Here is a 23,229-nt window from a genome sequence, read left to right as displayed (position 1 = left end):
CAGCTTTGGCTAAGGTACAGCGGGCCGTTCGCACGGCCTTCACCATTCAAGGCAGCCGGCAACGTATCGGCCGCCCACCCCATCCGATCACTAGGAAGTACTGCATGCTGAAAGCTCTGTTGAGGGTCAAGCCGGTCGAGCCGGCCGGGCACGTCGATGCCGGCGAACCCATCGAAGGCAGCCTGGACGGCGAAGCCACGTTGAAACGGACCCTCACGGCTAAACACCTCATCCTGCTGGGCGTGGGTGCGGTGATCGGCGCAGGCATCTTCGTGCTGACCGGCCAGGCCGCAGCCAACCACGCGGGCCCGGCGGTCATGCTGTCGTTCGTGCTGGCCGGTTTCGCCTGTGCGCTGGCAGGCCTGTGCTATGCCGAGTTCGCGGCGATGATGCCGGTCTCCGGCAGTGCCTACTCCTATTCCTACGCCACCCTCGGCGAAGGCATGGCCTGGTTCATCGGCTGGTGTCTGGTGCTGGAGTACCTGTTCGCCTCAGCCTCGGTCGCGGTGGGCTGGTCGGCCTACCTGATCAGCTTCATCACCACCACGCTGCACATGCCCTTCCCGGACATGCTCAGCGCCGCGCCCATCGCCTGGACCGGCAGCGAGTTCGTCTCCTCCGGCAAGCTGTTCAACCTGCCGGCGGTGCTGATCGTGGCGGCGGTGTCCGGCCTGCTGTACGTGGGCGTGACCCAGTCGGCGTTCGTCAACGCGATCATCGTGGCGATCAAGGTCACTGTCATCTGCCTGTTCATCGGCATCGGCGCGGCCCACATCGACCCGGCCAACTGGCACCCGTTCATTCCGGAAAACACCGGCGTGCCGGGTGAGTTCGGCTGGAGCGGCATCTTCCGCGCCGCCACCATCGTGTTCTTCGCGTACATCGGCTTCGATGCGGTCTCCACCGCTGCCGGTGAAACCAAGGACCCGCAACGCAACATGCCGATCGGCCTGCTCGGCTCGCTGGCCGTGTGCACGATCGTCTACATCATCGTCTGTGCGGTGCTGACCGGCATGATGCCGTACCACCTGCTGGGCACCGACAAGCCGGTGGCGACCGCGCTGGAGCCCTACCCGACCCTGTCCTGGCTGAAGACGTTCGTGGAAGTCGGCGCCATCGCCGGCCTGTCCTCGGTGGTGCTGGTGATGATGATGGGCCAGACCCGCATCGCCTACACCATCTCCCGCGACGGCCTGCTGCCGAAGTTCTTCGGCAAGGTCCATGCCCGATTCCGCACCCCGTACGTGGCCACCATCGTGGTCGGCGTGATCGCCGCCGCGCTGGCCGGCCTGGTGCCGCTGAACGTGCTGGGCGAGCTGGTCTCGATGGGCACCCTGCTGGCCTTTGCCACGGTCTGCATCGGCGTGCTGGTGCTGCGCTATTCCAAGCCGGACCTGCACCGCCCGTTCCGCGTGCCGATGGTCTGGATCATCTGCCCGCTCGGCGCGGCCACCTGCCTGTTCCTGTTCTGGCAGGCGTTCGTGGTGCATTGGCACCTGTTCGTTGGCTGGACGCTGCTCGGCCTGCTGATTTACCTGGGCTACGGCATCCGCAACAGCAAGCTCGCCAAGTCGCCCTGATCCGCCTTCGGGCCGGCCTCGCGCCGGCCCGTCCGTTTTCCCGCGCGCCGCCCATGGCGCGCTTCGACAAGACCACCACACATGTTCAAGCAACTGTGGGCCACCAAGCATCCGCATGCCGCCCATGAAGACGCCAACGGCCTGAGCCTGCGTCGCCACCTTGGCCCCTGGGGGCTGACCGCCCTGGGCATCGGCGCGGTGATCGGCGGCGGCATCTTCGTCATCACCGGCCAGGCCGCCGCCAACCACGCCGGCCCGGCGATCATGCTGTCCTTCGTGCTGGCCGCCATCTGCTGCGCCTTCTGCGCGCTGGCCTATGCCGAATTCGCCTCGATGGTGCCGGTCTCCGGCAGCGCCTACACCTACACCTACGCCACCTTCGGCGAGCTCTCGGCCTGGTTCATCGGCTGGATGCTGGTGCTCGAGTACGGCGTCTCCGCCTCGGCGGTGGCGGTCAGCTGGACCGGTTATTTCCTCAGCCTGCTCAGCCAGTTCGACATCCATCTACCGGCGGCACTGGTCAGCGCGCCACTGGACGCGCAACTGCGCCCCACCGGCGCGATCGCCAACCTGCCCGCCGCCGCACTGGTGCTGCTGCTGACCTGGCTGTGCTACGTCGGCATCAGCAAGTCCTCGGCGATGAACATGGCGATGGTCGTGCTCAAGACCGGCCTGATCGTGCTGGTCATCGTGGTCGGCTGGAAATACGTGGACACCAGCAACTGGACCCCGTTCATTCCGGCCAATGAAGGCCCGGGCAAGTACGGCATGGAAGGCGTGCTGCGTGGCGCGGCGATGGTGTTCTTCGCCTACATCGGTTTCGAGGCGGTATCGGTGGCGGCGCAGGAATCGAAGAACCCGCAGCGTGACATGCCGATCGGCATGATGCTGTCGCTGGTGATCTGCACCGTGTTGTATATCGCAATGGCCGCAGTGATGACTGGCCTGGTGCCGTTCCAGCTGCTGGGCACCGACGAGCCGGTGGTGACTGCCGTGGCCGCGCACCCACAGCTGGGCTGGCTGCGCTGGGTGGTCGAGGTCGGTGCGCTGGTCGGCCTGTCTTCGGTGGTGCTGGTGATGATCATCGGCCAGCCGCGCATCTTCATGATCATGGGCCGCGACGGCCTGCTGCCACCGGTGTTCACCAGGATCCACCCGAAGTACCGCACCCCGCACATCAACACCGTGATCACCGGCATCGGCGTCGCGCTGCTGGCGGCGCTGTTCCCGCTGGACATCCTCGGCGAGCTGACCTCGATGGGCACGCTGATCGCGTTCGCCGCAGTCTGTGCCGGCGTGCTGATCCTGCGCCGCACCCAGCCGGACCTGCCGCGCCCGTTCCGCATGCCGATGGCGTGGCTGATCTGCGGCCTGGGCGTGCTGAGCTGCCTGGCGCTGCTGTCGGCGATGACGATGCACAACTGGATGCTGATGGGGGTGTGGACGGTCGTCGGTTTCGTGATCTATTTCTGCTACGGGTTCCGGCACAGCCGCCTGCGGGGTCAGTAAGGGGTTTTTGTATTGCAGGGCCTGCGGCCCTGCACCCGCCTTTGAAGCCGGAGCGACGGCAAGAGCTGGGCTGAGGGTTTGGCGGGAAGGGGGGAGATTGCGGGGGACGCTGCAAGTACATCCCTGTAAGCTCGGTCGCCGCATCCATGCGGCTCACGCCCCCGCAACCTCCCCCCTCCCCGCCTCCGACAGTCTCCTGGCACGTCCGGTAGATCCACGCCATGCGTGGATGAATTGCGTCTGAGAGATGAATTCTCTCCGGTCGATGAATCCCCTGTAGAGCCGAGCCATGCTCGGCTCCGAGCAAGCCCGGCGCCGCGACCCGCTTTTCGCTTTTCCTTCTTCACTCCGTGGCTGGCCGCACGCCGGAACCTGTCCGAGGCGGGTGGGTGGGCCGTGCAGGGGCGTTGGCGCCATGTATGGCGCCATCGAGCTTACAGGGACGTACTTGCAGCGTCCCCTGCACGGCCCACCCGCCCCGCCCGCCCATGAACCGCTCTACACGACCCGCCACGAGGGGCTCAGCCGTTGGCCGAATCCAGTAAAATCGCCGGCATGAACGCCCCCACCTTCCCGTACGACACCGCGCGCCTGAGCGAACTGGCCCAGCTGCTGATCGACAACGTCCGCGAACTGGCGCACGCCGGCTGGACCCCGGCCACCAGCAGCAATTTCTCCCACCGCCTGGATGACCGCCACGCCGCGATCACCGTGTCCGGCAAGGACAAGGGCCGGCTGATCGAGGACGACATCATGGTGGTGGACTTCGACGGCCTGGCCGTCGGTCGCCCGCTGCGCCCGTCCGCCGAGACCCTGCTGCACACCCAGCTGTACCGCCGCTTCCCGGAAATCGGCTGTGTGCTGCATACGCATTCGCCGGTGCAGACCATCGCTTCGCGCCTGTACGCGCCGCAGGGTCATATCCGCCTGGAAGGCTACGAGCTGCTGAAGGCCTTCGCCGGCAACAGCACCCATGAAATGGCCATCGACGTACCGGTGTTCGCCAACACCCAGGACATGAACGTGCTCTCGGCGCAGGTCGACGACCTGCTCGACCGGCAGAACCTGTGGGGTTACCTGATCGACGGCCACGGCCTGTATGCCTGGGGCCGTGACGTGGCCGAGGCGCGCCGCCACCTGGAAGCCTTCGAATTCCTGTTCCACTGCGAGCTCGAGCTGCGCAAGCTGCGCGGCTGAGCCTGCGCGCAGGTGCAGATGCCGATCCGGAATCTGCGCCTCGCCCCCACCCTGCTACCCTGTCTTCCCCCCGAGACGTTCAAGCTGCCGCCATGAGCCGACTGCGCATCTACGACGACACCCGCCCCGAATCGCCGCTGCTGGACACCCAAGACGGCGCGGTCATCGCTGCCGAGCTGCAGAAGATCGGCGTCACCTTCGAGCGCTGGCAGGCCACCGCGCCAGTCGCGCCGGGCGCCAGCCAGGAGGAAGTGTTCGCCGCCTACCGTGCGGACATCGACCGCCTGGTCGCCGAGCGCGGCTTCAAGAGCGTGGACGTGGCCTCGATCGCCCCGGACAACCCGAACCGCGCCGAGCTGCGCAAGAAGTTCCTCGACGAGCACTTCCACAAGGAAGACGAGGTGCGCTTCTTCGTCGCAGGCTCGGGCCTGTTCACCCTGCACGTGGGTGACAAGGTCTATGAGATCGAGTGCGTGAAGGACGACCTGATCGCCGTGCCCGATGGCACCACCCACTGGTTCGACATGGGCGATGAACCGAGCTTCGTGGCGATCCGCTTCTTCACCGAACCGGACGGCTGGGTGGGTCATTTCACCGGCACCGACATCGCGCAGAAGTTCCCCCGTTACGTACCTACCCAGGCGTCCTGATCCATGCAGCCCCGCGTCATCCTGACCGACATCGAAGGCACCACCAGCAGCATCTCGTTCGTCAAGAACGTGCTGTTCCCCTATGCCCGCAAGGCCTTGCCCGCGTTCGTCGCCGAACATGGCCAGCAGCCGGAGGTCCGCCGCTGGCTGGACGCGGTGGCTACCGAGATCGGCGGCGCCTGCCAGGACAGCCTGGTGGCCGAGACGCTGCAGGGCTGGATTGACCAGGACCGCAAGCACACCGCACTGAAGGCGCTGCAGGGCCTGATCTGGGATGAGGGCTACCGTCGCGGCGACTACACCGCGCACTTCTACCCGGAAGTGGCACCGGTGCTGAAGGGCTGGCATGCCTCCGGCCTGCCGCTGTACGTGTACTCCTCCGGCTCGGTGCCGGCACAGAAGCTGTTCTTCGGCTTCAGCGATGCCGGTGACCTCAGCCCGCTGGTGTCGGGCTGGTTCGATACCGAGATGGGTGGCAAGCGTGAGGCCGACAGCTACCGCCGCATCGTGCAGGCCATTGGCGTGCCGGCCGGCGAGATCCTGTTCCTGTCCGATGTGGTCGAAGAACTGGATGCTGCCCGCGAAGCCGGCCTGCAGACCCGGCTGATCGACCGCCTGGATGACTACCCGATGCCGCGTACCGGCCAGTCCGCCAACGGCCACGAGCGGGTCGAGAACTTCCAGCAGATCCAGCTGTAAGCAGGAAAAAGGGGACGGAGGGGATTAAGTCGTTTGTGGCCCATGTGTGCCACAAACGACTTAATCCCCTCCGTCCCCTTTTTTGCTCAACGGTCGTTGAGGGTCTTCACCCTCAGCGCCTCGCGCAGGGTAACCAGATCCACCGGGCCGCGCACCGCGCTATCGCGGGTTTCGCCCGGCAGCAGATCCAGCAGGTTTTCTTCGACCTGCACGTCCAGCGCGCCGAAGTCGATCCACGCCGCGCGCACGTACGCCGCGCTTTCCAGCCGCAGTCGATAGTGGTCGCCTTCGATGGACAAGGTGGCCTTGAGCTTCTGCCGCGGCAATACCTGGTCCTTGGCTTCGACGAATCCGACCACCTGCCGTGCGCTCACCGCCCCGTTCTGCAGCAGCTCAAACACCGCCACCGTGCGCTTCGGATCGGCACCGGCCAGCAACTCGGCATCGCGAAAATCACCGATCGAGGTGACGCCCGACGCCGCCAGCGTCACCGCATCCTCGCGACGGCGCAGCACCTTCCCTTCCACGTCCATCACCCGCAGCCGCCAACGTGCATCCAGCGCCGCACCGTCATTGATCAGGCGTACCCGCGTGCTGCCCTCATCGCGCAGCGCGGCTACCGTGACCGGCGCGAAGAAGCGCCGCGCGGCGAAGTGCAGCGCCTTCCAGCGGCCGAAGTAATCCACGCTGGACCACGAGGCGCCTGGCCAGACATCGTTGAGCTGCCAGTACAGCGAACCCATCGTGTATGGCCGGGAGGCGCGATGATGCAGCGCCGCCAGTGCAATGCCATCGGCCTGCATGACCTGGCTGAGGTAGACGAAGTCCTCGAAGTCCTTCGGCGTGCCATAGCCCTGTTCGATGTAGTGCAGCAGGCGGCTGTTGCCCTCGCCGGCCATGAATTTCTGGTGCGCGCGGATCACCGGGCTGTCGATGCGCTGTTCGGCGCGGGTGGCGATCTGGTCCACCGTCGCCACCGACGGCCACGCCTGCAGCCCGTACTCGGACATGAAGCGCGGCGTCTCACGCAGGTAGGCCTGCACCGGCAGCGCCGGATTGCCCCAGACCTGCCAGTAGTGCTTGTCGCCGCGGGTGGAATCGTTGGCCTTCTCGTCCAGATCGTTGCTGGGCGAACTGGACCAGTACGGTACGCCCAGTCCTTCCTCGCCCACCACCTGGCGCAGGTCGTTGCCGAACAGGTCGACATAGCCCTGCCAGACCTTCGCCGCAAATGCCGGGTCGGCCGCCTTCAGGTCGCGGCCGTGACCCCAGTCCTTCCAGGCGGTTTCTTCCTCGTTGTTGCCACACCACAGCACGATGCTGGGGTGATGGCGCAGCCTGCGCACGTTGTCGCGCGCCTCGGCCACCACGCTGGCACGGAAGGCCGGATCGTAGCCCGGCTGCATGCCGCCGCCGAACATGAAGTCCTGCCAGACCAGCAGGCCCAGCTCATCGGCGATGTCGAAGAACGCGTCGTCCTCGTAGTAGCCACCGCCCCAGTTGCGCAGCATGTTCATGTTGGCGTCGCGCGCGGCGGTCAGCACCTGGCGCAGGCGTGCTGCGTCGACGCGGGCGGGGAAGGCATCGAACGGAATGACGTTGGCGCCCTTGGCGAAGATCGGCACGCCGTTGATGACGAAGGCGAAGCCCTGCCCGCCCTTGCCGTCCTCTTCGCGGCGCAGTTCGACCGTGCGCAGGCCGATGCGCTGCTCGCGCACCAGCGTTGCGTCGGCACCGCCATCCAGGCGCGCCTGCACGGTATAGCGATCCTGCGCACCATGGCCGACCGGCCACCACCGCTTCGGTTCCGCCAGTTCAATCGGTAGTTCAACACTGTTCTGCCCGGGCTTCAGCAGTACGGTGCGCTGCTGCTGGGCCACGCTGCGACCCTGCGGATCGAGGACTTCCACATTGACGACCGCAGAACCGGTGGCGCTGCCCTGCTCCACCTGCAGCAGCACCGCCAGCTTCGCCTGCTCCGCGCTCAATGCATCGGTGCGCACGGCAAGACTGGTCAGGCGGTGCGTATCCCAGGCCTGCAGGTCGACCCCGCGCCAGACCCCGGCGGTGACATAACGCGGGCCCCGGTCCCAACCGAAGTGGTAGGCCGGCTTGCGCGCGAAGTTTCCGACCATCGCGTCCTTCGGCTCATCGCCATACGGCGACGGGTAGTTGCCAGCGATCCTGTGTGGCATCGCCTGTACGCCCGGAAGCAGCGTGCGGATCGGTGAGCGGAACACGATCTGCAGTTCATTGCCCCTGGCGCGCAGATGCCCTTCAACGCGCGCGCGCCAGGTCCGGTGCGCGTTGTCCGCGCGCAGCAGCGGCTTGCCGTTGAGGCTTACTTCGGCATAAGTGTCCAGCCCGTCGAAGCGCAGTTCGGCATGGGGCTTGGCCAGCATCGCCGCGTCCACGTCGAAGCGCGCGCGGTACTCCCAGGCCGCCAGGCCGATCCATTGCAGCTCCGCTTCGGGCGCACCCACGTACGGGTCGCGGATCAGCGCATGCGCCAGCAGGTCGGTGTGCACGCTGCCCGGCACCGTTGCCGCACGCCATTGCTGCAGGCCTGGGTGGGCGGCGCCCTGCGCGTCGCCGGGCAGCATGCGGAACTCCCACTGTGCCTGCAGAGGCGCTGCAATTGCCGGGAAGGCCGACGTTGCGACCAGCAGCAGGAGCAGACGGACAACGAGGGAAAGACGATGCACGCGGAGCTCCTGTTTTTCCGCCGGGCGTGGCCCGGCGCTACTGATTCCGATTCATCATGCGTATGGCGACACGCGCCTCAACGCACCACGTTCAACACTTCGTAGCACGCGCCCATGGTGTGGTAATCCACCTTGCCGGCCGGGCTCTTCTCGTCGCTGTACTTGCGGTTGTCGGCATCGAGGATGCGGAACCAGGCGCCGAACTGATGGTCGACGAAGTGTTCCCACGAATACGCCCAGATGCGTTCGTACCACTGCCAGTAGCGGTCATCGCCGGTGCGCTTGGCCATCAGTGCGGCAGTAGCCAGCGTTTCGGCCTGCACCCAGAAGTACTTGTCGTCGTCGCAGACGAAGCTGTCGCCACCGATCGGCGCGCCATCCATGCCCGGCTGCCGGCGCGATTCCGGTGCGAAGCCGTAGTACAGGCCACCTCGCGCTTCGTCCCAGCTGCGCGCCACGGCCACGTCGAACAGGTGCTGCGCGGTCGGCACCAGCCAGTCGGCCTGCACGTGGCGATCGAGGATCAGCAGCAGCTTGGCCCACTCGGTCTGGTGCCCCGGTTGGAAGCCCCACGGGCGGAACAGGTGCTTGGGGTCGTCCAGGTTGTAGTCCCAGTCGATCTCCCAGTTCTCATCGTAGTGTTCCCAGACCAGCCCGCCGGCCTTGGCCGCCTGGCGGCGGGTCATGTTGTCGGCCAGCTGCAGCGCGCGCTCCACATAGCGCTGCTCGCCACTCGCCTCGAACGCGGCCAGCATCGCCTCGCACATGTGCATGTTGGCGTTCTGTCCACGGTAGCCGGTGAAGTTCCACTGGCCGTCCGCTTCATCCTTGTAGAGCCCGTGCTGCGGCTCCCAGAAGCGCGCTTCCAGCAGCTGCCAGGTCTCGTCCATCCACGCGCGCGCCTGCTCGATACCTGCCTTCAGCGCGCAGCTGTAGGCCAGCAGCACGAAGGCCACGCCGTAGCAGTGGTTCATGTCGTCCTCGACCTTGCCATCACGCAGGGTCCAGGCGTAGCCGCCGGTGGCGGGGTTGCGGTGCACCTCGCGCAGGTAGCGCACGCCGTGCTCGACCGCGTCGCGGTACTCGGCATTGCCGAACTCGCGGTAGGCCATCGCGTAGTTGAAGACGAAACGGGTGCTGCTCACCAGGTGGCGATGGCTGGCATCGTAGATGCTGCCGTCATCACGGAAGTAGTGGAAAAAGCCACCATTGGGATCGATGCAGCGCGGGTGGTAGAACGCCATGGTATCGGCGATGTGCGCGCGCAGGAACGCGGGCGAACGGAAATCGGGCGAGGTGCTCATGCAGTAATGTCCTGTGCCTGCAGCAGCTGCTGCACTTCATCGAGCGAGGGCATCGCGGCGAACGCGCCCTTGCGGGTAACAGCCAGCGCGCCGACCGCAGCGCCGAAGCGCAGCGTGGCGGTGATCGCCTCCGGGTCCTGGCAGAAGGCGGTAAAACCGGCACCGGCCCCGCCGCGCTCCAGCAGGCCGACCAGCACGCCGCCGACGAAGGCATCACCGGCCGCCGTGGTGTCGACCGTGGCCACGCGGAAGCTGGTGACCGTGCCGTGGTTGTCGCGGGTGTACCAGTGCAGCGTGGCTGCACCATCGGTGACGATCACCCAGCGCGCCCGCGCGGCCAGCAGGCGCCGCAGCACCGCCGCCTCGCCATCGGCGCCAAGCGGCGCGGCCAGGTAGTCCAGCTCCTCGCGCGACAGCTTGACCAGGTCGGCGCGTTCCAGCGCCTGCCACAGGCGCGGCGCCGGGTCCTCGTTCGCCGGCCACAGGGCAGGACGCAGGTTGAGGTCCAGGCTGACCACCGCACCAGCAGCGCGGGCACGGTCCATGCCGGCAAAGGTCGCCTCGGCGATGGCCGGCTCGGTCAGGCTGTTGGAACAGACGTGGAAGCATTGCGCGCTGTCGAGGCACGCCGCCTGGAAGTCGCTGTCACGGAACAGCAGGTCAGCCGCCGGCGGGCGGTAGAAACTGAAGCTGCGCTCGCCATTGGCATCCAGGGCCACGAAGGCCAGTGCCGTCTTGGCCGCGTCGGTGCGCACGATGTAATCGGTACCCACGCCGTGCTCGACCAGGCTGTCGGCCAGGAAGTCGCCGAACATGTCACGGCCCAGCATGCCGACGAACTGGGTCTTCGCACCCAGCCGCGCAGCCGCCACCGCGACGTTGGCCGGCGCCCCACCGGCGTACTGCAGGAACGCACGCGGGGTGTCGGCCGAGGCCGGCGGCTGTGCTAGTAGATCGATCAAAATTTCGCCGAAGCAAACGATGGCACCCATTCCGGACTCAGCCTCCCTGCGTTGCGGAGGCCGGCGTACGCGCGCCGACCAGTCCGTAGAAAATGATGTAGCCGTAGCACAGCAGCGGCAGGATGAAGCTGGCCTGCACACCGATGTGGTCGGCCAGCACGCCCTGCAGGTATGGCACCACGGCACCGCCGACGATGGCCATGATCAGCAGGCTGGACCCCTTGTTGGTCAGCGGGCCGAGGCGCTCGATGCTCAGCGCGAAGATGGTCGGGAACATGATCGAGTTGAACAGGCCGATGGCCACCACCGAGTACAGCGCGACGTTGCCGGAGCTCAGCATGGTGGTGACCAGCAGCGCCACGTTGACCAGCGCGAAGATCGCCAGCAGACGGCTGGGCGAGAAGCGCGCCAGCAGCGCCGAACCGGCGAAGCGGCCGATCATCGCCATCGTCCAGTAGGCAGACACGTAATGCGTGGCCTGCTGCTCGCTGAAGCCACCGATGTTCGGCATCGACAGGTAGTTGACCAGGAAGCTGCCAATCGACACTTCGGCGCCGACGTAGAAGAAGATGCCCAGCACGCCCAGCAGCAGGTGGCGCTTGCGCAGCGCATCCAGGTAGCTGTGGTGGTGGCCCTGGTCGGCCTGCTCGGTGGCGTCGCTCAGCGCCGGCAGGCGGAACAGGAATACGAACAGCGCCAGCAGCACCAGCGCCACCGCCAGGCCCACGTACGGACCCTGCACAGCCTGCGCCTCGGCGGCACGGTAGGCCAGCTGCTCGGCGGCCGGCAGCGCCGCGATGTCGTCAGCGCTCTTGACCGTGTTGGACAGGATCAGCATGCCGCCGAAGATCGGGGCGATGGCCGTGCCCAGCGAGTTCAGCGCCTGCGCCAGGGTCAGGCGGCTGGAGCTGGTCTGCTCCGGGCCCAGCAGCGCGACATAGGGGTTGGCGGCCACCTGCAGCACGGTAATGCCGGTGGCCAGCACGAACAGTGCGCCGAGGAAGGCGCCATAGACGCGCAGTTCGGCCGCCGGCCAGAAGCCCAGCGCGCCGATGCCGGCGATCACCAGGCCGGCGACGATGCCTTTCTTGTAGCCCAGCGCCGCCACCAGCCGCCCCGCCGGCAGCGACATCAGGAAATAGGTGCCGAAGAAGGTGAACTGCACCAGCATCGCCTTGGCGTAGTTCAGTTCGAACACCGCCTTCAGGTGCGGGATCAGGATGTCATTGAGGCAGGTCAGGAAGCCCCACATGAAGAAGATCGTGGTGACGACAGCCAACGCCTTGCCGTTGGTGACGGCGGGTGCGTTGCCCGAGGAACCCGATGGACGGGGCGTTGCGGAGATCGGCATGCGGTACGCGCCTCGATGCGCGGAAGGTCGTTGTTGCGTGGAAGGGGTGTATGAAAGGAATCAGTTCGGTCGCGCAGCACTGCTTTCGCGGATGCGCAGCTGCACCGGCGCGACCGTGCGCCGTGGCGGCGCATCCGGTTCGTCCAGCCGTTGCAGCAGCAGCGCGGCCGCTTGCCGGCCACGCTCGCGCGGGTCGGCAGTGAGCGTGGTCAACGGTGGCACCGCCACCGCAGCCTCGGAAATGTCGTCGAAACCAGTAACGGCAAAGTCGCCACCGGGACGGATGCCACGCGAGTTCAAGCCCAGCATCAGGCCCAGCGCGACGGTGTCGTTGTAGCAGACCGCCGCACTCGGACGATGGCCATCGGCAAACAGTTCATCGGTGCGCGCTGCTGCTTCCAGGCGGTTCGGCGCCGACTCGATCATCCAACCCGGCGGCAGCGACAGCCCGGCCTCGGCCAGCGCCTGCTGGAAACCGGCGCGGCGCTGGTGGCAGGAACTGGATGCGGCGTGGCCGCCGAAGAAGGCGATCTGGCGATGGCCGCGCTCGATCAGGTGGCGCGTGGCCAGATAGGCGCCGTGCTGGTTGTCCAGGGTCAGGAAGTCCCAGTCAGCCCCGGCCAGTTCGCGGTTGAACAGCAGCACGTTGGCATTGGCGCCCAGCGCCTGCCGCAACTGCGCGGTGTCGCTGCCCTCGGCCGGCGACAGGATCAGGCCGGCCGGGGTGTGCTCCATCAGCGTGGACAGCACGGCCTGCTGGCGCTCTGGCGATTCCCCGGTGCTGCCCAGCAACGTCACGTAACCGCGCCCGCCCAGCGCCTCGTCCACGCCTGACGCGAATTCGGCGAAGAACGGGTTGGACAGGTCGTTGATCACCAGCGCGATGCTCGACGAGGTGCGCCGGCGCAGGTTGGCCGCCGCGCGGTTGTAGACATAGCGCTGGCGGCGCAGCTCGGCCTCGACCTTGGCGCGGGTATCGACATTGACCAGCGGGCTGCCGCGCAGCACCAGCGACACGGTTGCCCGTGACACGCCGATCGCACGCGCGATGTCGGTCACCGTCACCGCCTTGCCGGCGCGCTTGCTGGGACTGCTGCCGTTGTCGTTCATCGTCTTCCCGGACTCCGCTGGAAGCTCAAGCCTAATGGATCAGGGCCGTGTCGTGCCGTGCCGTTCGCTGGGTCACCGCGAACGGCACAGTCCGGCTCAACGCAGCTGGCTGCCCGGTGCCGCGCACCAGGATACCGGCAGGTCCTTCACCGCCGTGCCCCAGCCCTGCTCCGGCACCTTCGCATCCAGCGCAAAGCGCACGCGCGGGCCCTGCTGCAGGCGGTTCCAGTCCAGCCACACCGGTGCATGCGCCTGGCCATCGACCTGCACGCCCTGCACATACTGCAGGCGGCGGCCATCGGCGCCCGGCGCGTCGATGCGCAGGGTGCGGCCATTGCCCATGTCCACTTCCACCTTGCTGAAGCGCGGGGTGTGCAGCAGGAACTGGCCGCTGCCCGGCACCGCCGGGTACACGCCGATGGCACTGAACAGGTACCAGGCCGACATCGTGCCGAGGTCATCGTTGCCGGTCACACCGTTGGGGGCATTGGTGAACAGCTGCTGCGCCGCACGCACCACGGCCGCGGTCTTCCACGGCTGGCCGATCAGCGTGTACAGCCACGGCGAGTGCAGGTCCGGCTCGTTGTTCGGGTTGTAGCGGAACTGGTTGTAGTAGCTGTACGGCCCGACCACCCACGCCTTGCGGGCGGCATTGAGCGGATCGGCCTGCAGCGCGTCCATCGCGAAGAACGCATCGAGGCGGCGGCCCGCCTGCTCGCGGCCGTCCATCGCTTCGACCAGGCCCGGCACGTCCTGCTGCGCCAGCCACTGGTACTGCCACGCCGTGCCCTCGTGGAAACCGTGGTGCGAACGCGGGCTGTAATGGCCGTCGGACGGGGTGTACCACTGGCCGTCCTCGGTACGCGGGCGCGGGAACCCGGTGAAGCCGGTCTCGGCGTCGCGCACCAGCGGGTCCCACACCTTGCGCCAGTTGCGGCCGCGCTCGCGCAGCGTCGCCGCATCCTGGGCATGGCCCAGGCCGTCGGCCATCTGCGAGAGCGCGCAGTCGGCCAGCGCGTACTCCAGCGTGGCCGAACCACCGTGGTGCGGATCGACGTCCATGCCCTTGGACGGGAACGCGCGGTCATAGGCCACGTAGCCCTTGTCCAGGTAAGTCGGGTTGCCGGAGCGGCCGGCCATGCGCGAGTTCAGCGGCGGCGTGCCGAAGGCATTGCGGCGCAGCGCATCCCACGCCTGCGATTCACGGCCCTTGAGTGCACCGAAGCGCCACAGGTCGACCATGAACGGGGTGACCGGATCGCCGGTCATGATGTTGGTTTCGAAGTTGGCATAGCCCCAGCGCGGCAGCCAACCGCCCTGCTCATCGATCGCCAGCAGGGTGCGGCCGATGTCGCGCGCCACGTCCGGGCGGGTCAGTGCCAGCCACTGGTTCTGCGCGCGGTAGGTATCCCACAGCGAGAAGTACTCGTAATAGGTCCAGCCATCGGCACGGTGGATGCCATCGTCATAGCCGCGGTAGCGGCCATCGGCATCGTTGCCGGTCATCGGCTGCAGCAGCGCGTGGTAGACCGCGCTGTAGAACACGGTGCGGTCATCGGCGGTGCCGCCCTGCACGCGTACACGGCCCAGCTGCTCACGCCAGGCCAGCTGCGACAGCGCGCGCATGCGGTCGAAACCGAGCAGCGACCCACCCTGCATGCCCTCGGCACGCAGGTTGGTGCGCGCGCCTTCGGCATCCACGTGCGAGATCGCGCTGACCGCCGTCACCGACTGGCCCTTGGCCAGGTCGAAGCTGAGCCAGGCACCGTTCGGCTTCTGCTCGCCTTCCATGCTGTGGCGCGCGCCCGGCAGGCCGCCGCCCTCACCCCAGGTGCCATGCGCCTTGAACGGACGGTCGAACTCGATGCGGAACCAGGTGGTGTACTGATGGCCGCCGCAGAAACTCTTGGTGACCAGCTTGCCCTCGACCACGCGGTCGCCGACCACATCGACCACGCTGCCGATCACCGAATGGCGCTCGTTGGCCTGGCCGACATTGACCAGCACGTGGCCATCGCCACTGCGCTGGCTGAAGGTGTAGCGCTCGGCCGCAGCACGGGTACGCGCGGTCGCCTCGGCATCGATGCCGCCGTAGCTGGTCAGCCGCACCTTGTAGTAGCCGGCCTGGCCGACCTCGCCATCGTGGGTGTAGGACGCGGCGTAGGCCTTGTGGTCGAACTGCCTGGCGTTGCCGGTATCGAAATCGCCGCCCGGACCGATCGAGCCCGTGACCGGCAGCACCGACACCTGGCCGCCCTGTTCCCAGCAGCCGGCACCGGAGATGAAGGAGTGGCCGAAGCCACGGATCTTCTCGTCGTCATAGCGCCAACCCGAATAGTGGCTGCCGATCGGGCTGACCTGGATCAGGCCGAACGGTGCCGACGCACCCGGGAACGTGTTGCCGTCGTCCTTGCTGCCGATGAAGGTGTTGACCTCGCGCTCCAGCGCTGCCGGCGCGGCCTGCAGCAGCATCGGCGCCGCCGACAGCGCAAGCAGGCAGGCCAGGCGCACCAGCGGGCGCGAGGATGATGGGACGGCGGGAGCGGACGGCACTGGACGCATGTCGGGTTCCTGTAGTCGATGACGCAGAGACAGACGGCCCGGGCCTTCCGGCACCGTTCCGCTGAGCTCTGCCTGGACCGGCAGAAGACTCCCCCTGGAATGACGCCCGACCCACGTGACCGTGGATTTAGATCGATTCAAGTAGAGCATGCAGGTTCAGCCGAATGCATTCTGCGGCGCAGCATGAGGGGTATTCGGCAGGGCTGCGCCCTGCACCTGCTTCGAACTGGAGCAACAGCAACAGCAAAAGCCGGCTGTGCGTGGGATGGCGGGGTGGGTCCGGTTGCGGGGGACGCTGCAAGTACGTCCATGTAAGCTCGGTCGCCGCATCCATGCGGCTCACGCCCCCGCAACCGGACCCACCCCGCCTTCGACAGAGTCCCGCGATCTGTAGATCCACGCCATGCGTGGATGAATCTCTGTCAGATAACGAAATCGATTGGGGTCAGATCCGTTTTCCAAAGGAAAACGGATCTGGCCCCAGGACCCCATGTCGTTCCAGGATCAGTCCAACCGTCACCGGGAAACTGTCAAAGGTGGGGCGGTGTGGGCTGGCAGGACCGTTGGCGCCATGGATGGCGCCATCGAGCCCCCAAGGACGGGTTTACGGCGTGTCCTGCCAGCCCACACCGCCCCGCCAAACCAGCAGAAAACCAGAGCCGCTTTGGCTTTGGCTTTGGGTTGTTGCCGGCCAGCGGCCGGCACACCGCGGGTGCAGGGCGCAGCCCTGCCGACCCACCCTCCCCTGCGCACGAAAACGATTTCACTGATTTCAGCAAACCGTCATCCCTACGCCACGCCAGTACCATATTGCGGAGCAGCATGCGCCCAAGGACGACCCATGCTAAAAATCGCCCGCCCATCGCTTAGATCGATCCAAGACGACGCTGCGATGGCCGGGAGTTGGGGGAGCAGCAACAGGACGTACACCAGGCCACGCGTGCGGTGCTACTGCCACTGCATGGCGACAGCGACAAATTCACTTCAAATTAGATCGATTCAAGTTGTCCGTGCCACGTCACCGGATCAATCCAGGAGAGAGGGAGAGATGGGAATGAAGCATTCAACACGTACGCACGGCCAGGACGCATTGTCGCTGGCCATCGCGCTGGCCCTGGCTGCCGCCGTCATTCCGGCAGGCGCCGCCGCGCAGCAGGCCACGACCACCGGCTCGCAGGACGCCACGACTCTGGACAGCGTCCAGGTCACCGGCTACCGCTATGCCATTGAAAAGAGCCTTGAGCAGAAGCGCGATGCCAACGCCGTGGTCGAAGTGATCACCGCCGAAGACGTCGGCAAGTTCCCCGACAAGAACGTGGCCGACGCACTGCAGCGCGTGCCCGGCGTGGTCATCACCCGCAGCGGTGGTGAAGGCAAGAGTGTCAGCGTGCGCGGCCTTGCGCCGGACCTGACCCTGACCCAGTTGAATGGCAACTACGTGGCCACGTCGGAAACCAACGACGAAGCCACCCGTTCGTTCAACTACACCCTGCTGCCGTCGAACATGCTGTCCAGCGCCGAGCTGTTCAAGTCGCCGGAAGCCCGCATCGACGAAGGCGGCATCGGCGGCACGGTCATCCTGCACACGCGCCGTCCGCTGGACATGGAGTCCAACTCGGGCTTCGTCACGCTTGAGGGCACCTCCTCCGATACCCACCACGATATCGACCCGCAGGCCTCGGCCCTGTATTCGTGGCACAGCAAGGATGAGCGTTTCGGCGTGCTGGTCGGCGTCACCCAGCAGAAGCGCACCACCCGCACCATGGAGGCCAGCACCGAGGACTACCAGTGGTACGGCGCCGGCAAGGCACGCGACGCCTATGGCAACGTGCAGCAGCAGGATGGCATCCACTACTGGTGGGGCAAGTCCGGTTTCAACAACCAGACCGGCGGCAACTACAGCGACTTCTTCATGCCGACCTCGGTGAACTTCGCGGTGAAGGAAGAAAAGCGCGAGCGCAAGGGCGGCCAGCTGACCTTCCAGTTCAAGCCGGTCGACAACGTCACGATGACCGCCAACTACTTCCGCTTCGAGCTGCAGGGTGACTACACCCAGAACATGCTGAAGATTCCGGAATGGAGCATGGCGCGCTACAACCAGGACGGCAACTGGGCCGGAGGCCGCCTTCTCAATGGCCTGGACTTCGATGCCAGCGGCAACACCGTCACGGGTGCCCAATTCGAAAAGCTGGCTGGAAAGACCTACTACTGCAGCGAAGACCAGGCCAAGGCCGCCGGCCTCAAGCCCGGCGGCTGGGGCCCGGACGACTGCACGATTCCGACACCGCAGCTGACCGGTGGCTACAGCAAGGAAAAGGCGCTGTCGCAGACCGCCGACCTGACCATCGACTGGGACATCAGCCCGCTGTGGAAGGCCTCGTTCACCGGTGGCCGCACCTGGTCCGAAGGTGGTCCGTCGATGAACTTCCGCATGTCGGCCAAGCCGCGCCGCAAGGTCGGCAACGACTACCTGTCCGGTAACCAGTACAGCGCATGGGACCTGACCGGCACGCCGTCTGCCACCTTCTCGCCCGACCTGCAGCAGCAATTGATGAACGGCATCGCCGAAGTCGACACCGGCTCGACCGATTCGTCGTGGAAGCGCACCGAGGTCAAGCAGAACTACTTCCAGGCCGACGTGACCAAGCTGTTCGAGTCCGGCTGGCTGGATTCGATCCAGTTCGGTGCCAAATACCGTGATGGCAAGGTCCACCGCAACACCGGCAACACCTACTGGGTATGCCCGGGCCGTGACCCGGCCGACTATGACAACAGCCGCTACCAGAGTGGCTGCGATCCGACTGCCGGCGATGCGCAGCCCGGCTTCTTCCTGTCGAACCCGATCAGCAACATTGCCGGTGGCTTCAATGCCAACGTGTTCCCGGGCATCAACTACCCGGCGTACATCGACTATCTGAACAAGACCTACGGTGGTTCGCACAACCGTACCGAGGAAGACTTCGTCTACAACGTCAACGAGAAGATCTACTCCGGCTACTTCCAGGCCAACTTCCGCACCGAGCGCCTGCGCGGCAATGTCGGCGTGCGTGTGGTGCGCACCAAGCAGTTCGCGCAGTCTTCCGACTCGATCGAGAAGTTCAACGACTACTTCCTGGACAACGCGTCCGGCGCGCCGATGGCGTGCACCGACCCCGCCGCTGCGGCCTACCCGACCTACAGCTGCGAGAGCGGCTTCGTGCGCCTGCCGCATGACCTGGCGCAGAGCAAGACCTACAGCCTGATCGGCGTGGACCGCACCTACACCGACGTGCTGCCGAGTTTCAACATTGCATGGGACATCACCGACACGCTGGTGCTGCGTGGTGCCGCATCGAAGGTGATCGCCCGCCCTGGCTACACCGACATCGCAGCACCGGGCGCACTGAGCTACTACAGCGAGGAGTACGTCAATGATCGCCGCGTTGCCGGTGGCGCATCGACCGCAGGCTGGGTCGGCCAGGGCAGCAACAAGCAGCTGGAGCCGTTCAAGGCCACCCAGTTCGACCTGGGCCTGGAGTGGTACTTCCAGCCGGGCGCGGTCGCCGGCGTCAGCCTGTTCCGCAAGAACGTGGACAACTTCACCCTGCCGGTGGTGCGCGACACGCCCATGGTCATCAACGGTGAAGCGGTGAATGTGCAGCGCTACGAGACCCAGGCCAATGGCCGTGATGGTGTGTCGCAGGGCGTCGAGCTGTATGGCCAGTACACCTTCGATTTCGGCTTCGGCGTGCAGGCCAACTACACCTACAACGACACCAACCTGGCTTCCATTGTTCTGGACGGGCAGGAAATCGGCTCCTCGCCGCTGGTCGGCAGCGCCAAGAACCAGGCCAACGTGACGGTCTTCTACGAGAACGAGAAGTTCCTCGCGCGCGCCTCGTTCAACCGTCGCGGCCAGGTGGTCGGTGGGCTCAACAATGGCCTCACCGTCTACACCGAGCCGTATGACCAGCTGGACCTGAACGTGGCCTACAACCTGACCCCGGACTGGACCCTGACCGCATCGGTGATCAATGCCACCAAGTCGGAGCAGCGCGTGCACCTGGGAAGCGACACCAAGGCACGCCTGATCTCCAATACCTATGCAGGCCGCCAGCTGTACTTCGGCGCTACCTGGAAGTTCTAAGGCAACACCGGGTTGCCCGGGCGCGCCCCGGTGCAACCCATGCCCTGACCTGGCGGGGACGTTCCTCCACGGCAGCCGCGCTGGTACAGGTGGCTGCCGTTTTTTTTGTCCGCGCCTTGTTCGTCGTTCAGCCCGACGCTTGACCCTGCCATCGTTGGAAGGTGCACACTGGTCCCATCCCAAGAGCAGCGAAGGAACTACAGATGGAATTCCATGTCGACGGCATGACCTGCGGCGGCTGTGCGCGCAGCGTGACCCGTGCGATCCAGCAGATCGATCCGAACGCCAGCGTGGTGGCCGATCCGCCGACCGGGCTGGTCAAGGTGCAGACCACCGCGTCGCAGGAACAGGTGTTCGCCGCGGTGAACGATGCCGGCTTCCCGCCTCGCACTGCCTGATTCCCTGCACTGCATCCAGAACCAAGGCCGCCCCGTGCACTGTCACAGGGCGGGCTTTTCAGTGCACGCGATATCGATTCAATACTTCTGTGCGCGTCGCCGCACCGCGCCGGTCTTGGCGGCGACGACCGGCACCGGGGCATCATGGTCTTCGCCCAACCGCTCCAGGATCGGGCATTCCGGGCGCTCGTCGCCCGCACAACAACTGATCAACGATTTCAGCGTGTCGGCCATCTGCCGCATGTGCTCGATGCGCTGTTCCAGGTCGGCAATGTGCTGTTCGGCCAGGTGCTTGACGTCGGCGCTGTGCCGCGAGGTGTCGTTCCACAGGCCCAGCAGGTCGCCGATCTCGGCCACCTGGAAGCCGAGATCGCGCGCGCGGCGGATGAAGCGCAGGCGGTGGATGTCCGCCTGCGAGTACGCCCGGTAGCCCGACTCGGTGCGATCAGCCGCAGGAATCAGGCCGATCTGTTCGTAGTAGCGGATCATTTTCGCCGACACGCTGGAGGCCTTGGCGGCTTCACCGATGTTCATGCGGTTCTCCTTCAATGGGTCGCGGCGGGGGCTTCCGCCATCGGCGGCTGGAAGCGGCGCAGGCGCAGCGCGTTGCCCAGCACGAACACGCTGGACAGCGCCATCGCACCGGCAGCGAATACCGGCGACAGCAGCACGCTCCAGGCCGGGTACAGCACGCCGGCCGCTACCGGAATCAACGCGGTGTTGTAGGCGAAGGCCCAGAACAGGTTCTGCCGGATGTTGCCCAGCGTTGCCTTCGACAGCGCGATGGCATTCGGCACGCCCTGCAGGTTGCCCGACATCAGCACCACATCGGCCGACTCCACCGCGATATCGGTGCCGGTACCAATGGCCAGGCCGACATCGGCCTCGGCCAGCGCCGGCGCATCGTTGATGCCATCGCCGACGAAGGCAACGTGGCCATGCGTGGCCTTCAGCCGGCGCACCGCTTCGACCTTGCCTTCCGGCAGCACCTCGGCCACGACTTCATCGATGCCGAGCTGGCGTGCGATCGCCTGCGCGGTGCCGGCATTGTCACCGGTGATCATCGCCACCTTCAGGCCCAGCTGATGCAGTGCGGCGATCGCCGCCGGCGTGCTCGGCTTGATCGGATCGGACACCGCGATGATCGCGGCCAGGCGTCCATCGATGGCCGCGTACATCGGCGATTTGCCCTGCGTGCCAAGTTCCGCCGCCAATGCTGCGAATGCAGTGATGTCCACGCCCAGATCGCGCATGAAGCGATCGGCACCGACCTCCACGCGTGCACCCTCGACACCGGCGCGCACGCCCATGCCGGTGACCGATTCGAAGTCGACCATGGCCGGCAACGCGATGCCCTGCCCGGTCGCCGCATCAACAATCGCGCGGGCGATGGGATGCTCCGAGCGCGACTCCACCGCGGCAACTGCCGCCAGCACCGCGTTGCGATCGAAGCCGGCAGCAATCTCCAGATCGGTCAGGCGCGGGCGCCCTTCGGTCAGCGTGCCGGTCTTGTCCACCGCCACCACCTGCGCGTCCTTCAACAACTGGAGCGCCTCGCCCTTGCGGAACAGCACACCCATCTCCGCGCCGCGACCGGTACCGACCATGATCGAGGTCGGCGTGGCCAGGCCCATCGCGCATGGGCAGGCAATGATCAGCACCGCCACCGCATTGACCAGCGCAAAGCTCAGCGCCGGCGAAGGCCCGAAGATCAACCAGACGGCGAAGGTCGCCAATGCAGCAAGCATCACCGCCGGCACGAACCACAGGGTGACCTTGTCGACCACCGCCTGGATCGGCAGTTTCGAGCCCTGCGCCTGTTCGACCATGCGGATGATCTGCGCCAGCATGGTCTGCGCCCCCACCGCCGTGGCACGTACCGTCAGTGCGCCCTTCTGGTTGACCGTACCGCCCACCACGCTGCTGCCCGGCTGCTTCTCGACCGGGATCGGCTCGCCGCTGATCATCGACTCGTCGATGTAGCTGCGGCCCTCGACCACCTCGCCGTCGACCGGCACGCGCTCGCCCGGGCGCACTTCCACCACGTCGCCGCTCAGCACTTCATTGACCGGGACATCCACCGTCCGGCCGTCACGGACCACGTGGGCAACCTTCGCCTGCAGATTGACCAGTCGCTTGATCGCCTCGGAGGTGCGGCCCTTGGCCCGGGCCTCAAGGAAGCGGCCGAGCAGGATCAGCGCAACGATCACCGCCGCTGCTTCGTAGTAGACGTTCACCGTGCCCGCCGGCAACAGCGTCGGCAGGAACGTGGCCACCACCGAGTAGCCAAACGCTGCGGCAGTGCTCACCGCCACCAGCGAATTCATGTCCGGCGCCAGCCGCAGCAGCGCGGGGATGCCCTTGTGGTAGAAGCGGCGGCCCGGGATGGCGAGCACCAGCGCGGTCAGCACGAACTGCAGGTACCAGCTGGCCTGCATGCCGAGGGTGGACATCACCCATTCGTGCATGCCGGGAATCAGGTGCGAGCCCATCTCCAGCACGAACACCGGCAGTGCCAGCGCGGTAGCCACGATCAGGTCGCGCTTCAGCTCGGCGCGCTCGGCATCCTTTTTTTCCGCGGCCTCGTCATCGGACTGCACGCCGGCTTCAATCACGCGTGCGTCATAGCCGGCCTTGTCGATCGCGGCGACCAGCGCTGCAACTTCCGCCACGCCACGCACCGTGGCGCGCTCCGTGGCCAGGTTCACGCTGGCCTGGCTGACGCCGGGCACGGCCAACAGCGCACGTTCGACTCGGCCCACGCAGGACGCACAGGTCATGCCCTCGACCGACAGCTCGGTGGTGGCAGCGGGCACGTCGTAGCCCACCCGCTCCACCGCCTGGATCAACGCGGCCCGATCGACCGGACCGGACGGGCGGATATCCGCGCGCTCGGTGGCCAGATTGACCGAAACACTGCCCACGCCTTCGACCCTGGACAGCGCCGCCTCGACCCGGCCGACACAGCTGGCACAGGTCATGCCCTCGATGGGCAGGCTGATGGTGGCAGGGCTTGCGGGGGCTGCAGTGGCGCGGGGCGTGCTCATGATCGGATTCCCGGGGCTCCTTCTGGATG

The 23,229-nt window shown here is 66.4% G+C and carries 15 protein-coding genes; 7 read left to right on the top strand and 8 right to left on the bottom strand.

The annotated features are described in order from the left end of the window. Positions 1–104 precede the first annotated feature (104 nt). From ACT6SE_RS09240 to mtnC, 5 genes are all read left to right on the top strand, one after another. Positions 105–1,580, top strand: coding sequence for an amino acid permease (locus ACT6SE_RS09240; RefSeq protein ID WP_014646972.1), 1,476 nt, complete (start codon positions 105–107; stop codon positions 1,578–1,580). Positions 1,581–1,661: 81 nt separating this feature from the next. Then, entirely contained in the window at positions 1,662–3,089 is a 1,428-nt protein-coding gene (locus ACT6SE_RS09235) for an amino acid permease (RefSeq protein ID WP_444811145.1), read from the top strand. Positions 3,090–3,644: 555 nt separating this feature from the next. Next, positions 3,645–4,286, top strand: a complete 642-nt coding sequence (locus ACT6SE_RS09230; RefSeq protein WP_444811144.1) for a methylthioribulose 1-phosphate dehydratase — start codon at positions 3,645–3,647, stop codon at positions 4,284–4,286. A 92-nt stretch (positions 4,287–4,378) separates the two neighbouring features. Next, on the top strand, positions 4,379–4,936 hold the full coding sequence (locus ACT6SE_RS09225; RefSeq protein WP_005409451.1) for a 1,2-dihydroxy-3-keto-5-methylthiopentene dioxygenase: 558 nt from the start codon (positions 4,379–4,381) through the stop codon (positions 4,934–4,936). 3 nt (positions 4,937–4,939) lie between these two features. Beyond that, positions 4,940–5,635, top strand: coding sequence for an acireductone synthase (mtnC, locus tag ACT6SE_RS09220; protein ID WP_014646969.1), 696 nt, complete (start codon positions 4,940–4,942; stop codon positions 5,633–5,635). Positions 5,636–5,721: 86 nt separating this feature from the next. On the opposite strand, the gene ACT6SE_RS09215 is transcribed toward mtnC, so the two are convergent. The 6 genes from ACT6SE_RS09215 to ACT6SE_RS09190 all read right to left on the bottom strand — a co-directional run bounded on the left by ACT6SE_RS09215 (position 5,722) and on the right by ACT6SE_RS09190 (position 15,629). Beyond that, complete coding sequence (locus ACT6SE_RS09215) at positions 5,722–8,340, bottom strand: beta-mannosidase (RefSeq protein WP_444811143.1); 2,619 nt, start codon at positions 8,338–8,340, stop codon at positions 5,722–5,724. Positions 8,341–8,417: 77 nt separating this feature from the next. Further along, positions 8,418–9,644, bottom strand: a complete 1,227-nt coding sequence (locus tag ACT6SE_RS09210; RefSeq protein ID WP_014646967.1) for an AGE family epimerase/isomerase — start codon at positions 9,642–9,644, stop codon at positions 8,418–8,420. Beyond that, positions 9,641–10,636, bottom strand: a complete 996-nt coding sequence (locus ACT6SE_RS09205; protein WP_046430385.1) for a carbohydrate kinase family protein — start codon at positions 10,634–10,636, stop codon at positions 9,641–9,643. The genes ACT6SE_RS09210 and ACT6SE_RS09205 overlap by 4 nt, the downstream gene beginning before the upstream one ends. A gap of 7 nt (positions 10,637–10,643) precedes the next feature. Then, on the bottom strand, positions 10,644–11,957 hold the full coding sequence (gene fucP, locus ACT6SE_RS09200; RefSeq protein ID WP_032957977.1) for an L-fucose:H+ symporter permease: 1,314 nt from the start codon (positions 11,955–11,957) through the stop codon (positions 10,644–10,646). A gap of 60 nt (positions 11,958–12,017) precedes the next feature. Continuing rightward, a complete protein-coding gene (locus tag ACT6SE_RS09195) occupies positions 12,018–13,067 on the bottom strand; it encodes a LacI family DNA-binding transcriptional regulator (RefSeq protein WP_014646964.1) in 1,050 nt (349 codons plus the stop codon). A gap of 96 nt (positions 13,068–13,163) precedes the next feature. Further along, positions 13,164–15,629 carry a GH92 family glycosyl hydrolase gene (locus tag ACT6SE_RS09190; protein WP_046430383.1) on the bottom strand — a complete coding sequence of 822 codons (2,466 nt, stop codon included), beginning with the start codon at positions 15,627–15,629 and terminating at the stop codon, positions 13,164–13,166. Between the two features lie 1,048 nt (positions 15,630–16,677). Here ACT6SE_RS09190 and ACT6SE_RS09185 point away from each other — a divergent pair. Both ACT6SE_RS09185 and ACT6SE_RS09180 read left to right on the top strand, forming a co-directional pair. Then, entirely contained in the window at positions 16,678–19,755 is a 3,078-nt protein-coding gene (locus ACT6SE_RS09185) for a TonB-dependent receptor (RefSeq protein WP_049420207.1), read from the top strand. Between the two features lie 203 nt (positions 19,756–19,958). Further along, entirely contained in the window at positions 19,959–20,153 is a 195-nt protein-coding gene (locus tag ACT6SE_RS09180) for a heavy-metal-associated domain-containing protein (protein ID WP_008267227.1), read from the top strand. 78 nt (positions 20,154–20,231) lie between these two features. Here the strand turns inward: ACT6SE_RS09180 and cueR are convergent, their stop codons facing one another. Together cueR and ACT6SE_RS09170 are read right to left on the bottom strand one after the other, a co-directional pair. Then, complete coding sequence (cueR, locus tag ACT6SE_RS09175; protein WP_046430378.1) at positions 20,232–20,687, bottom strand: Cu(I)-responsive transcriptional regulator; 456 nt, start codon at positions 20,685–20,687, stop codon at positions 20,232–20,234. Between the two features lie 11 nt (positions 20,688–20,698). Next, positions 20,699–23,200: a heavy metal translocating P-type ATPase gene (locus ACT6SE_RS09170; RefSeq protein WP_046430377.1), complete on the bottom strand. Its 2,502-nt coding sequence runs from the start codon at positions 23,198–23,200 to the stop codon at positions 20,699–20,701. Between the last annotated feature and the right edge of the window lie 29 nt (positions 23,201–23,229).

It is taken from the genome of Stenotrophomonas sp. LC732 (genome assembly GCF_052446685.1).
Taxonomy (GTDB): domain Bacteria; phylum Pseudomonadota; class Gammaproteobacteria; order Xanthomonadales; family Xanthomonadaceae; genus Stenotrophomonas; species Stenotrophomonas muris.
Note: the sequence above shows the minus strand (reverse complement) of the source record. Positions and strands in the feature narration are given on the sequence as shown.